Source organism: Bacillus sp. AK25, from assembly GCF_048270685.1.
GTDB lineage: Bacteria > Bacillota > Bacilli > Bacillales > Bacillaceae > Bacillus > Bacillus altitudinis.
On the sequence record NZ_JBLUWC010000001.1, the window covers coordinates 2,386,865 to 2,399,680 of the forward strand.

16 protein-coding genes and 1 riboswitch are annotated in these 12,816 nt (G+C 41.7%); of the genes, 5 read left to right on the forward strand and 11 right to left on the reverse strand.

Annotated elements, in window-relative coordinates; translation table 11 throughout:
• Nucleotides 1–18: 18 nt before the first annotated feature.
• Nucleotides 19–315, reverse strand: a complete 297-nt coding sequence (locus tag ACNO7B_RS12420; RefSeq protein ID WP_003216788.1) for a post-transcriptional regulator — start codon at nucleotides 313–315, stop codon at nucleotides 19–21.
• A 116-nt stretch (nucleotides 316–431) separates the two neighbouring features.
• Here ACNO7B_RS12420 and spoVB point away from each other — a divergent pair, with 116 nt between their 5' ends.
• Complete coding sequence (gene spoVB, locus ACNO7B_RS12425; RefSeq protein WP_056705836.1) at nucleotides 432–1,982, forward strand: stage V sporulation protein B; 1,551 nt, start codon at nucleotides 432–434, stop codon at nucleotides 1,980–1,982.
• A 1-nt stretch (nucleotide 1,983) separates the two neighbouring features.
• Here spoVB and ACNO7B_RS12430 read toward each other — a convergent pair whose 3' ends face one another.
• Nucleotides 1,984–2,646 (reverse strand): DUF421 domain-containing protein, encoded by a 663-nt coding sequence (locus ACNO7B_RS12430; RefSeq protein WP_017358120.1) that lies wholly within the window; start codon nucleotides 2,644–2,646, stop codon nucleotides 1,984–1,986.
• A 165-nt stretch (nucleotides 2,647–2,811) separates the two neighbouring features.
• Here ACNO7B_RS12430 and ACNO7B_RS12435 point away from each other — a divergent pair, with 165 nt between their 5' ends.
• Entirely contained in the window at nucleotides 2,812–3,189 is a 378-nt protein-coding gene (locus ACNO7B_RS12435; protein WP_007501492.1) for a TIGR04086 family membrane protein, read from the forward strand.
• A gap of 49 nt (nucleotides 3,190–3,238) precedes the next feature.
• On the opposite strand, the gene yajC is transcribed toward ACNO7B_RS12435, so the two are convergent.
• The 7 genes from yajC to ACNO7B_RS12470 all read right to left on the reverse strand — a co-directional run bounded on the left by yajC (nucleotide 3,239) and on the right by ACNO7B_RS12470 (nucleotide 8,267).
• Nucleotides 3,239–3,505, reverse strand: coding sequence for a preprotein translocase subunit YajC (yajC, locus tag ACNO7B_RS12440; protein WP_003216659.1), 267 nt, complete (start codon nucleotides 3,503–3,505; stop codon nucleotides 3,239–3,241).
• 47 nt (nucleotides 3,506–3,552) lie between these two features.
• Nucleotides 3,553–4,698 carry a tRNA guanosine(34) transglycosylase Tgt gene (tgt, locus tag ACNO7B_RS12445; RefSeq protein ID WP_008342748.1) on the reverse strand — a complete coding sequence of 382 codons (1,146 nt, stop codon included), beginning with the start codon at nucleotides 4,696–4,698 and terminating at the stop codon, nucleotides 3,553–3,555.
• Between the two features lie 31 nt (nucleotides 4,699–4,729).
• On the reverse strand, nucleotides 4,730–5,758 hold the full coding sequence (gene queA, locus ACNO7B_RS12450) for a tRNA preQ1(34) S-adenosylmethionine ribosyltransferase-isomerase QueA (RefSeq protein WP_008342750.1): 1,029 nt from the start codon (nucleotides 5,756–5,758) through the stop codon (nucleotides 4,730–4,732).
• Nucleotides 5,759–5,792: 34 nt separating this feature from the next.
• A complete protein-coding gene (locus ACNO7B_RS12455; protein WP_008342752.1) occupies nucleotides 5,793–5,993 on the reverse strand; it encodes a DUF2905 domain-containing protein in 201 nt (66 codons plus the stop codon).
• Nucleotides 5,986–6,990, reverse strand: coding sequence for a Holliday junction branch migration DNA helicase RuvB (gene ruvB / locus ACNO7B_RS12460; RefSeq protein WP_136944770.1), 1,005 nt, complete (start codon nucleotides 6,988–6,990; stop codon nucleotides 5,986–5,988). Before ruvB ends, ACNO7B_RS12455 begins: the two co-directional genes overlap by 8 nt.
• An 11-nt stretch (nucleotides 6,991–7,001) precedes the next feature.
• Nucleotides 7,002–7,607, reverse strand: a complete 606-nt coding sequence (gene ruvA / locus ACNO7B_RS12465) for a Holliday junction branch migration protein RuvA (RefSeq protein ID WP_017358123.1) — start codon at nucleotides 7,605–7,607, stop codon at nucleotides 7,002–7,004.
• Nucleotides 7,608–7,754: 147 nt separating this feature from the next.
• Nucleotides 7,755–8,267 carry an intercompartmental signaling factor BofC gene (locus ACNO7B_RS12470; protein WP_008342756.1) on the reverse strand — a complete coding sequence of 171 codons (513 nt, stop codon included), beginning with the start codon at nucleotides 8,265–8,267 and terminating at the stop codon, nucleotides 7,755–7,757.
• A gap of 226 nt (nucleotides 8,268–8,493) precedes the next feature.
• Between ACNO7B_RS12470 and ACNO7B_RS12475 the strand changes: the two genes are divergently transcribed.
• The gene (locus ACNO7B_RS12475; protein ID WP_017367714.1) at nucleotides 8,494–9,138 is read left to right on the forward strand and encodes a serine/threonine protein kinase; all 645 of its coding nucleotides are present in this window, start codon (nucleotides 8,494–8,496) and stop codon (nucleotides 9,136–9,138) included.
• Nucleotides 9,139–9,371: 233 nt separating this feature from the next.
• Here ACNO7B_RS12475 and ACNO7B_RS12480 read toward each other — a convergent pair whose 3' ends face one another.
• A complete protein-coding gene (locus tag ACNO7B_RS12480) occupies nucleotides 9,372–9,554 on the reverse strand; it encodes a hypothetical protein (protein ID WP_008342761.1) in 183 nt (60 codons plus the stop codon).
• Nucleotides 9,555–9,746: 192 nt separating this feature from the next.
• On the opposite strand from ACNO7B_RS12480, the gene ACNO7B_RS12485 reads away from it, so the two are divergent.
• Nucleotides 9,747–9,896, forward strand: a complete 150-nt coding sequence (locus ACNO7B_RS12485; RefSeq protein ID WP_164071257.1) for a hypothetical protein — start codon at nucleotides 9,747–9,749, stop codon at nucleotides 9,894–9,896.
• A gap of 31 nt (nucleotides 9,897–9,927) precedes the next feature.
• Here ACNO7B_RS12485 and thiC read toward each other — a convergent pair whose 3' ends face one another.
• A complete protein-coding gene (gene thiC / locus ACNO7B_RS12490) occupies nucleotides 9,928–11,688 on the reverse strand; it encodes a phosphomethylpyrimidine synthase ThiC (RefSeq protein WP_417901566.1) in 1,761 nt (586 codons plus the stop codon).
• A 126-nt stretch (nucleotides 11,689–11,814) separates the two neighbouring features.
• Nucleotides 11,815–11,924, reverse strand: a riboswitch (TPP riboswitch).
• 238 nt (nucleotides 11,925–12,162) lie between these two features.
• Here thiC and ACNO7B_RS12495 point away from each other — a divergent pair.
• Entirely contained in the window at nucleotides 12,163–12,795 is a 633-nt protein-coding gene (locus ACNO7B_RS12495; protein ID WP_417901567.1) for a LysE family transporter, read from the forward strand.
• Nucleotides 12,796–12,816 lie beyond the last annotated feature (21 nt).

Genomic DNA, 12,816 nt, shown 5'->3' on the forward strand with positions numbered 1-12,816 from the left:
TGAATCCATTTAGATGGCTTATTTCAACAGTTCGTCCAGCATATTCTTGCCATCTTCACTGTCCAAAAAAGCAGACGTTTTAAACGACTGAACGGTTGCATAGTTCATAAATTCGCCAATTTTCACAGATAAAATATCTGCAACCATTTCATGAATCGGATACTCTTGTTTTTTCTTCCACTTCTTATTCTCTAAGTATGACCATAATTCCTCTAAATCTACATCTTTATAGCCCAAAACGATGAATTCTTCAAGCTTACTGAACAGAAAAGGCTTTAAATGGTCTTTGTATATAGCAGCCGGATGTTGTGTCAATGTGAGGCTCCCCCTTTTCAGTTTTTTATCGAGAGACTTGTCATGCTTGGACGATATACACGCATATCTTATTGTATATGATTCTATGTCGTTTGAGAAGGCAGGTGATCTGTGATTTGACGAAGCAAACGTTTTTAAAAGGGACCATTATTTTAATTTTAGCAGGTTTTATTACAAGAATATTGGGTTTTGTCAATCGAATTGTGATTGCAAGGTTCATTGGTGAAGAAGGCGTAGGGCTTTATATGATGGCAGCGCCTACCTTTTTTCTCGCCGTGACGCTGACACAATTCGGACTTCCTGTTGCGATTAGTAAGCTAGTCGCAGAAGCAGAAGCCCGTGGTGACAAACAGAAAACAAAACGCATTCTAGTGATGTCCCTTGCAATAACAGGAACACTCAGCCTGATTTTCACGCCGCTCTTTTTATGGTTTGCCCCTATTATGGCGGAAAATATGCTGACAGATCCTAGAACGGTCTATCCTCTGCTTGCCATTACACCAGTCGTACCCGTTATTGCGATCTCAAGTGTGTTAAGGGGCTATTTCCAAGGAAGACAGCAAATGAGCCCGCTTGCGATGTCGCAAGTACTAGAACAGGTCGCAAGAATTTCACTCGTAGCAGTATGTACAACAGCGTTCCTGCCTTATGGAATTGAATACGCAGCAGCAGGCGCCATGATTTCATCTGTCATTGGCGAAATGATTTCACTTGCTTACTTACTGATTGCCTTTCGTTATAAAAAGACCATCCGTATCCGAAAACGTTTTTTCAAGGCAATTCATGATGGGAAGGACACGTTTAAGCAACTCATGAGTATTGCCCTGCCAACGACAGGCAGCCGTTTCATCGGCAATATCTCTTGGTTTTTAGAACCGATTGTCGTCGCTCAAAGCCTTGCGATTGCCGGTTATGCAGCTGTGGAAGCAACAAGGCAGTACGGAGAATTGACAGGACTTGCGCTCACCCTTTTGACACTTCCTAGTTTTATCACGTATTCTCTCTCCACCGCACTAGTTCCAGCGATTAGTGAGGGGATGGAACAGAACAAACGCAAAACGGTCGAATACCGGCTCAAGCAGGCGATGCGCCTTTGTTTATTAAGCGGGGGCATTTCATGTATTATCCTTTTCGTGTATGCAGAAAATTTAACCCTCTTCATGTATGGTTCATCTCATGCCGCTGTCTATGTAAAATTCATGGCCCCCTTCTTTTTGCTCTATTACTTTCAAGGGCCGCTGCAGGCTGTCCTTCAAGCATTAAATTTAGCGGGGGCAGCGATGACCAACAGTTTGATAGGAGCTGTTGTGAAAACAGGTATGATCTTTGTTCTTGCTTCACAGCCAAGCTTTGGCATTATGGGCGCAGCGCTTGCGATACTCATCGGCATCGTTCTTGTCACGTTGCTCCATGCGGCAACTGTCGGTAAAGTACTGCCTATTCATTTACCATTAAAAGAATATGGACTTTGCGTCCTTGTGATCATCGGTACTGGGGCGGTCAGCTTATGGATGAAACATCAAGCGAGCGGACTCTTTTCCGCACCTTTAGAGCTTGTCATGATGATCTTTTTGACGTGCATGCTGTATGTCATTCTATTAATCTGTCTTGGGCTAGTGAAACGAGAAGAGCTACGCCGCATCCCGTTTATTGGGAAGCTGCTTTAGCTCATTCTTTCTTGATCACTTCATCTTTCAAATCAATATAAAAATCCTTCTGATTAAAGCTACAGTAGGAGATCTGCTCGATGTCATGATAGCCTCTTTTGGCAAGCTCCTTTATCAGCCACTGTTCATCATGGTTGATCTGCTTGAGATGATCATGCTGAACCACACCGTCTGCAATAAGCGGGAGCTCAAGCGCTGCATGTTTGCGCTTGTTTTCTTTTTCAACAACGGCGAGCTTTCCTGAAGGCTCTAAGATGGCATATGAGACATCCTGGATACTATCGATGTTATTTTCTCTTAATTGAATCAGCAAATCATCAAAATTGTATCGCTGTTTTCTCATCGCACCCTCATCTATTTTACCGTTGATGATGAGCAGGGCCGGCTTACCGTCGAGAAAACGACGGACACCTTGGAATTTTAGTGACAAATAGGCAAGGGTGATTTGAATGAAGGTTAACAGCAGGATCGGCCATACTGTATGTAACATGTGATCCTCTACTTCTTCTATGGCGAGCACCGCAATTTCAGCGATCATCATAAAAATAACAAGATCTAAAATACTCAGTTCCCCAATCTCCCTTTTGCCCATTAAACGAAAGATAAACCAAATGAGAAAATATAAAATGATCGTTCTCATGGAGATAATTAAGATGTCCTGCATATGATGCACCCCCTCCTTCTCCACCATAGCTTGTGTCAAAACACTTTATTTATGTAGAAAAGAAAGCCTCGGTTTTTATCACGAGAAACATGTCTATTTTTTCTTCTCCGTGAATACATTTTAGTAAAAGACAAGCTTCGGTCAATTGGAGAGGAGACGAATCACATGCAGGAAACGAAACAAATAGGAAAAGGCATTTTATCTGGCTTAATTGCTATTTTTGTCGTGATGATTGTCACAAGCTTACTTGTATCACTGATGCTTACCTTCACAAGTATGCAGGAATCATCGTTTAAATGGATGATCATGATCTTGTCCTTTGCGGCACTTTTTCTAGGAGGAATGATTTCTGGAGGGAAAGCAAAGGAACGGGGCTGGCTCATTGGCGCCATGACCTCTTTTATCTTTTCACTCACTGTTTTTTTATTTCAATATTTAGGGTTTGGAGAAACCTTTTCACCAGAACAATTCATCTATCATGCAGCCTTTTTGGGAATTTGTATGCTAGGGGGAATGATTGGCGTTAATCTTCGGGGCAAATAAAAAAAGAGCGAATGATATCGCTCTTTTTTTATCGCTATGTATTGGAGGATTAACCTTTGTCAGCTAATTCTCTAATAGCACGTCGGTCGAAAGTTAAACGGTTGTTTTCGCTTGTTTTGATGACCACTTTTGATTCATCAATGTAGTCGATTTCACCGTGTAAACCACCGATTGTGACGATTTTATCGCCTTTTGATAAAGATTGCTGCATCTGACGCACAGCTTTTTGTTGCTTTTGCTGTGGACGGATTAACAAGAAGTAAAGCACAGCAAACATGACAACAATCATAATGATTGAACCCATACCACCATCCATTCTATCTCACCCCTTTCTAAAGCATTGTAAAGCTTTTCGTTTATGCGTTAAAAGTTTTTCGCATTCGGTTTGTTAAAGCCATAACGCTCAAAAAACTCTTCTCTAAAATCACCTAAACGATCCTCACGGATAGCTTCTCTCACTTGCTCCATTAATTTTAACAGAAAATGAAGATTATGATAAGTTGTTAATCGAATTCCGAACGTCTCATTTGTACGGATTAAATGTCTAATATAAGCGCGTGTGTAGTTTTTACATGTGTAGCAGTCACAATTTTCATCGATTGGTCTGAAATCACGCTCATATTTAGCATTTTTCACAACAAGGCGTCCTTCACTTGTCATGAGCGTACCGTTTCTTGCAATTCGCGTCGGCAGTACACAGTCAAACATATCGACACCGCGAATCGCGCCGTCAATTAATGAATCTGGTGAGCCAACACCCATTAAGTACCTTGGCTTGTCATCCGGTAAAAATGGCGTTGTGAACTCCAGCACACGGTTCATCACATCTTTAGGTTCACCAACAGATAAACCTCCAATGGCGTAGCCTGGGAAATCAAGTGAAACAAGATCTTTTGCACTTTGTTTACGAAGCTCTTCGTATTCTCCGCCCTGCACAATGCCAAACAGCCCTTGATCCTCTGGACGCTGGTGCGCTGTTAAGCAGCGCTCTGCCCATCTGCTTGTCCGCTCTACAGACCGTTTCATATAATCGTACTCTGCTGGATACGGAGGGCATTCGTCAAATGCCATCATAATATCTGAGCCGAGCGCATTTTGAATCTCCATCGCTTTTTCAGGAGAAAGGAACAACTTATCTCCATTTAAGTGATTACGAAAGTGAACGCCTTCTTCTTCAATTTTTCTAAATTCACTTAAAGAAAACACTTGGAAACCGCCTGAATCTGTTAGAATCGCTCGATCCCAGTTCATAAATTTGTGCAGACCACCTGCTTCTTTGACAATGTCATGCCCCGGACGCAGCCATAGATGATACGTATTGCTTAAAATGATGCCTGCTTCCATTGCTTTTAACTCTTCAGGCGCCATTGTTTTCACTGTAGCCAGTGTACCAACTGGCATAAATACAGGTGTTTCAAAGGAGCCGTGCGGTGTATGAACGCGTCCAAGACGTGCACCTGTTTGTTTGCATGATTTAATGAACTCATAACGTATCGGTAATTGCGACAAAAATGAGCCCTCCTGTCTTTGTTGTATGATGTTATTGAATCAGCATGGCATCGCCAAAACTGAAGAATCGGTATTCCTCTTTTACAGCTTCATTGTACGCTTTTAGGACGTGTTCTCGTCCAGCTAATGCACTGACAAGCATAATTAAAGACGATTTTGGCAAGTGGAAATTCGTGATCATGCCATCAATTGCCTTAAATGTATAGCCTGGGTAAATGAAAATCGATGTCCAGCCGCTTGACGCTTTGAATTCACCATCATAAGCACTTGCAATGGTTTCAAGCGTTCTTGTCGAAGTTGTTCCGACTGAAATAATCCGCCCGCCTTCTTTGCGCACGCGATTAAGCTCTTCTGCCGTTTGTTCATTCATTTCGTAAAACTCTGCGTGCATTTCATGTTCTTCAATGCGTTCAGCACTGACCGGTCGAAATGTGCCAAGCCCTACATGGAGCGTAATAAACGCAATATGCACTCCTTTTGCTTTCAGTGCATCCAGCAGTTCATTCGTAAAGTGAAGACCGGCAGTAGGCGCAGCAGCCGAACCAACCTCTTTGGAATAAACGGTTTGATAACGCTCACGATCGTCAAGCTGCTCTTTAATGTACGGAGGCAGTGGCATTTCACCTAAGGATTCAAGTACTTCATAAAAAATGCCTGTATACTGAAACTCAACTTTTCTTCCGCCATGTTCCAGTTCTTCTGTACATACCGCTTTTAATCGTCCATCACCAAATGTAATGACTGTTCCGTTTTTCACACGTTTTGCTGGTTTCACGAGCGTTTCCCACTTGTCTCCTTCTTCTTGTTTTAAAAGAAGCAGCTCCACTTTAGCACCCGTATCCTCTTTCGTTCCAAACAGACGTGCAGGCAATACACGTGTATTGTTTAAAACGAGACAATCACCCTTTTGAAAGTAATCTGTGATTTGCGAGAATGTATCATGTGTGATGTCACCTGTTTGTTTATTTAAGACCATCAGTCTTGATGCATCTCGTTTTTCAAGCGGCACTTGTGCAATCAATCTTTCTGGTAAATCAAAATCAAATAGTTCTAACTTCATTTCCTTCACCTATTCTGTAGTTAACTAGTTAACGTTATTTCATCCGTCCGAAGACATTGAGTAAAATGGTTAGGACGATGCTAATGACAATGCATGTAATCACAGGAAAAAAGAACGTTACGTTCCCTTTTTTCACGAAAATATCGCCTGGAAGTTTCCCAACCAATTGAAACACTAAACCTGCGGCAAAAAGGACACCACCTAAAATCATCAACATTTTAGGGAATTCAGTCACGAATCGGAACCTCCATATGAAAATGTTCATACGCTTCTCTTGTGACGACCCGCCCTCTTGGTGTTCTTTGCAGAAAACCAATTTGCAGTAAATACGGTTCGTACACATCTTCAATCGTATGTGATTCTTCTCCAATTGTCGCTGAGATCGTATCAAGTCCAACAGGACCGCCTCTAAATTTTTCAATCATACTTAAAAGCAGCTTATGATCGATATGATCAAGTCCGAGTCTGTCAACTTGCAGACGCTCAAGAGCATCTTCTGCAATTTCTTGTGTGATCGCATGATTTCCAAGCACCTGCGCAAAATCTCTCACTCTTCTGAGCAGACGATTGGCGACCCTCGGTGTGCCTCTAGATCTTCTTGCAATCTCTTCAGCTGAACGAATGTCGATCCCAATCTCAAACAGCTCGGCTGTTCTTGCTACAATGTGAGCCAAATCTCTTTGCTCATAGTATTCCAATCTTGCATGAACCCCAAACCTATCACGAAGCGGCGCTGTTAAAAGCCCAACACGGGTTGTAGCACCTACAAGCGTAAATGGCGGTAAATCAAGCCGCACAGAGCGTGCTGTATCTCCTTTTCCAATCACGATATCTAGACAAAAGTCCTCCATCGCTGGATATAGCACTTCCTCTATTGAACGCTGCAAGCGATGAATTTCATCAATAAACAGAACATCGCCAGGTTCAAGAGATGTTAAGATCGCCGCCAAATCGCCAGGGCGTTCAATCGCTGGTCCAGACGTTGTACGCAGCTGAACATTCATTTCATTGGCAATGATCGACGCAAGCGTTGTTTTTCCAAGTCCCGGCGGTCCATATAAAAGGACGTGATCCAGCGTTTCCTGCCTCATTCGGGCAGCTTCAATAAATACGCTGAGATTATCCTTTACTTTCTGCTGGCCAATATATTGACTAAGCGTCTGTGGACGCAGACTTTGCTCAATGGCTGATTCATGGTTGTCTGCTTCAGTTGAGACGAGCCGTTCATCCATGAGACATCACCCTATTTCAACATTTTTTGTAAAGCTTTTTTCACATATTGATCGGTTGTAAGATTCTTCTCTTCTTTTAATAAAGGAAGAACCTTTTTGATTTCACGATCACCATACCCAAGGACACTTAAGGCTTCAACCGCTTCATCTAAAGCGCTTTGCTGCGTTTCAATCTGGATATGATCCTCGTGGTTAAATAAGTTTCCTATCATTTCAGGCACCACATCTGCGAGCTTCCCTTTCAGATCTAGAATGATCTGACGTGCTGTTTTTTTGCCAACACCCGGGAATTTAATGAGGAAAGCTTCATCCTCTCGTTCGATCGCTGAAATGACAGCGCCAGGGTCACCGGAAGCAAGAATCGCAAGCGCACCCTTCGGTCCAATCCCTGTGACATTTAACAGTTTTGTGAACAACGCTTTTTCTTCTCGTGTTTGGAATCCATATAACGAAAAAGCGTCTTCCTTTATGTAATGATACGTATAAATCGTTTCTTGTTTTGTTACTCGATAGATAAACGGATTTGGGGTATAGACTTGATATCCCACTCCGCCGTTTTCAATGACAACATATTGCGGGCACACATAATCAATGGTCCCTTTTACAAACTCTATCACCGTTTTCACCTCTTTGACTGTTCTCCATTGTAACATAAATCGAAGAGAAAACCGTAATAAAAGTTAACATACGTTCGCTCAGCCTTTTTTCATCGTCAACCCATGAAAAAGAGCTTGCGGTCTTCACACCAGCAAGCTGTCATACGATTAAAACGATTGTTCATTTCGGTAAGGTTTCATGACTTCAAGCACATGCTCAAATTCATCTTTTGTTCGAAACGGAATGCCTTGTGCAAGCTGCTGCTCTACATGACTTTCCAAGCGGGACGTATCAATTTGAAAAAAGAGATGAATAGGCTCCGCCCACCCGTCAGGCCTTCCATGAAACGTAGAAATCACGCCGTCTTCTGATAATCCGATATATCCATTTGCTTTACTCAAAGGCGATATATCGTCAATTTGCTTTCTAAAAAGGGCAAAATCCTCTCGCTGTTCTACCAATGTCCAGCCCTTATACTGGGCCCAAAATGTGTCTTTGTCTTCTAATGATGCCCGCTGTCTTTCAATACTTACATCGCCGTCTAGATAGACCTTTTCAAGCTGAACGTTGATGGTTTTTGACTCTTTTTGCAAGTGTTCTGCTGCTTCCATATCAACAGCGAAAAAGAGTACACTTGTCATGATAAGTCCTGTAACGAAATACTTTATTTTCACTTTCACTATTTACACCTCTTTAGAACATAAGATCGATGCATGACATATGTAGTTTGACCCATTTTGCTAAACATTAACCAAATCGATGTCTTGACACATATTGAGAGTCTTTCGTTGTATCCTTCGTGCGTAAATGTTATGTTTTATACAATCCATTGCTCTACCGAATTACATGGTTTTTTCATCATTCGTTTTTCAGCCGCATAAACTGAAACCAAAGAAGGTGAAGTCAATGTCAGATGTCAAAAGATTAGCCGAATCGATTCAGTATCAAGAAGAAAAGCGTTTTAATAAGCTCGTCTTTAAACCGGCTGAGCTTGAGCTGTGCGGCAAAGGAAGAAGTGCCTATGTATTTTCATACAAAAAAGACGGCAAAAAAATGGCGTTAAAAGTCTTTTTTCCTTCTTATCGAAACATCGCCCGCAAAGAGGCTGCAATTTATGAAAAACTTTCCGGCTCCTCCTATTATCCTGAGATTTACGAGTCTGGGGATCAGTATATTTTAATGGAATATATTAAAGGTTATACTTTCTATGAATGCCTGACAAAAGGAATTCCGATCAAAAAACAAATGATTGAACAAGTAGATGATGCATTGGAAGAAGCACGCGCGAAAGGTTTAAATCCTTCTGATATTCATCTGCGGAATTTAATTTTAACAAAGGATGGCCGCGTCAGGGTCATTGACGTCGCCCGCTTCACGCAAACGAAAACATGTCATCAATGGGATGATTTAAAAGCTGCATACGCCTATTATCAAAAACCTTTTTTCCCTAAAAAAGCGCCGCGGCTATGGCTTGAAGTGATTGCCTATTTGTATAAGAAAAACTGGCTGTCTCGAGGTCAGCTGAACAATCGAAATGATTTTACTGCATAATGAAAGCCGCTCGAAAAGAGAGGCTTTCAGATTGTTGACAAAGGGCTAAAATGTACTTTATTTTAGCTCTTTGTCTTCTTTTCAGCGTGATAGAAAACCTTTGCAGCCCTAGGAATGACGAGTACCGGCGCGGAGCGAATTTGACATTCGTGAGCACCGGCACGCAGGACTGACACCGAATGCGAGGGTTTGTCTACACGCTGAAAGCCGCTCTCTTTGAGCGGCTTTCTGTTTTATTCTGTTTCTACATGGATACTATTCACATTTAATAGGTTAATGATTTCATTATTCAGCTTAAACCAATGATTGGCTTCCTCAATTTTTTTATACACATCATAGGTAGCTGGACGTTTCAGCTCGAAATCGAGCACTTCCCCATTGTTCATATGAAATGTTACCTTAAATACTTTCATCATAAGATCACCTTCCACTCTGTCTTGTTCACTAACCGAATCGGTCAGCTCTTTTCATTCATTCTCTATTCAATCCGTTTCCCCTGCTTCTTTCCTTCTAAACACAAGAAGTTTAAATTTTGTTTAAATTCGCACAACATATCTATCTATATACTCTTCAAAAGAAGTATATTAAATGAAAAGGAGGCTGTCTTTATGAAACAAAAGAAAAAACGAACATCTCCAGAGAGACAAACAGTTCTATTTCATTTAACAGATGCCCTCATCCCAAGTATTGAAACGATGGCGATTGCAGTAAAAGCATTTTTCCACCTCGTGAGAAAAGCCATTTCAGCCGTTTTATAAAACCCCGCACTAGAGGAGTGCGAGGTTTTTTTTAGGATTGATAGATTTGACTGCCTTGATTGATAAACTCTTTTGCCTTCTTCTCCATCTCTCTTTTCACTTCTTCTGATTGGTTGCGGATGTCATGGGATATTTTCATACTGCAAAACTTTGGTCCACACATGGAACAGAAATGAGCGGTTTTAGCACCTTCAGCAGGCAATGTTTCATCATGGAATGCCAGCGCTCGTTCTGGGTCAAGTGACAGATGAAATTGATCCCGCCATCTGAATTCAAATCTCGCTTTTGATAAGGCATCATCACGCTTTTGAGCAGCAGGATGTCCTTTTGCTACATCAGCTGCATGTGCGGCGATTTTATAGGCGATGACACCTTCTCTTACATCTTCTTTGTTCGGCAGACCTAAATGCTCTTTTGGTGTCACATAGCACAGCATGGCTGTTCCATACCAGCCGATCATCGCCGCACCGATCGCGGATGTAATATGATCATATCCCGGTGCAATATCTGTTGTTAGAGGGCCTAACGTATAAAAAGGTGCCTCTTTGCATATCTCCATCTGCTTATCGACATTCTCTTTGATTTTATCCATCGGAACATGACCAGGTCCTTCAATCATGACCTGCACATCATGTTTCCAAGCGATCTCTGTCAATTCCCCTAACGTTTCCAGCTCTGCAAACTGTGCTTCGTCATTTGCGTCCGCAATGGATCCAGGTCTGAGCCCGTCCCCAAGCGAAAAGGCAATGTCATATGTTTTCATGATTTCACAAATTTCTTCAAAATGGGTATACAGAAAGTTCTCTTGATGATGAGCGAGACACCATCTTGCCATAATGGCTCCGCCTCTTGAAACAATTCCTGTGACCCGGTCGACTGTGAGCGGAATATACCTTAACAGGACGCCCGCATGAATGGTGAAGTAGTCAACCCCTTGCTCTGCCTGTTCAATTAATGTGTCTCGGTATACTTCCCACGTCAAATTTTCTGCGATTCCATTCACTTTTTCAAGTGCCTGATAAATCGGGACAGTTCCTACTGGGACTGGGCAATTGCGGATAATCCATTCTCTCGTTGTATGAATATCCTTTCCTGTAGACAGATCCATCATCGTATCTGCCCCCCATCTAATTGCCCATGTCATCTTCTCCACCTCTTCTTCAATGGACGACGTCACAGCTGAATTGCCAATATTCGCATTAATTTTCACGTGAAAATTCTTCCCGATGATCATCGGCTCACTTTCAGGATGGTTGATATTCGCTGGAATGACCGCTCTTCCACTAGCCACTTCCTCTCTAACAAACTCAGGACTTAGCTGTTCTCTCAAAGCGATAAACTCCATTTCAGGCGTAATGATCCCCTTTTTTGCATAATGCATTTGCGTCACACAAGCACCTTGTTTCCCGCGGAGCGGCACATGATGAAAATCTGTATGGGCAGCTTGAAAGGATTCTTTCCCATTCAAGCGATATCCATTATCTTCTGGCTTTACTTGACGCCCTTCATAGCTTTCAGTATCTTCTCTTTCCTTAATCCATTCTGATCTCAGACGCTTTAATCCCTTTGTGACATCAATATGAGCCTCCTCATCTGTATACGGTCCACTTGTATCGTACACACGAATCGGTTCATTTTGGATATCACCTGCTTGTGTCACTGTATTTGTGAGCACGATTTCTCTTTTTGGCACCAAAATGTCAGGTCTCGAGCCTTGTTCATATACCTTTCGACTGCCTTCAAAGTTTGATAATAAAGATTGCGTTGATGGAACATTTGTCTTTTCATTCATTTGCTGTTCTCTCCTTCTTTTCGTGTGACCGGTCAGGATGGAATCAGCACCAGCAAAAAACCAGATTCTATGTAAAGAACCTGGTTTCGTCGTCAGAAAAAAACATGTATGCCATTCATATGGCACATGTATCATCTTCAACTTCCCCACGCTGGTACGAGCCAGATCAGGTCCAAAGGGTTAAGAAGCTTGTCTTCTCTCTCAGCCCGCATTTCCGGGCACCCCTAGTCACTTATATTGATTTCCACAACAGTGTAGCATAGCTGAGAAATGAAAAAAAGAAGTTTTAGGAAAATAGTTCCTTTCCCCTACAATGAATACACGATCTTCACGATATACATCTTTCTATACACGATTTATCTCTCTCATTTCGATTAAATCAGAAATAATCATTGATCCTTTTCTCCTAATATGTATAATTAATCTAAACGGAGAATTTTTATACAAACATGATTCAAAGGAAGTTCTAGTCGATTGCAAACATTTCTTACATTTATCGTCGTTGGATTCTCAATTGCTCTACCTGTTGGAGCGATCACGGTTGAAATGACAAAGCAGGGATTAAAAAACGGATTCTTTCATGGATTAACTGTAGGCGCTGGTGGTATGACCATCGATATATTGCTCATCTTGGCTTTATATGCTGGATTTGCTCAATTTTTATCTTTGCCCTTTATCCAAATTCCGCTCTGGCTGATCGGTGCCATCTTTTTAATGATTCTTGCCTACGATTCGATTAAAAATGCGGATCAAGACATCCATTTAGCAGGAGAAAAAGTGAATAAATCATTCACCAAAACATACCGAAATGGGTTGCTCGTCGCGGTATCCCCTGGAAACCTTGTGTTCTGGGTATCTGTGTTTGGTGCTGTACTGGCAGATGCTTATACGAATACAAATTCATCTGAATTTATATTGGCTGCTGCGGGTATTTTGGCAGGGATTCTTCTTCATGACATCGGTCTTCTCACAATTGTTTCCCTAACAAGAAAAGTGATGAACCGAACAATGATTAAGTGGACATCCATTGTTGCCGGTATTTTATTACTTGGATTTGGCTGTTATTTCTTTTATGAATTTTATATTGGGATCAAAGTTTATTTTTAAAGAAAGGCTAAAGTTCGTCAT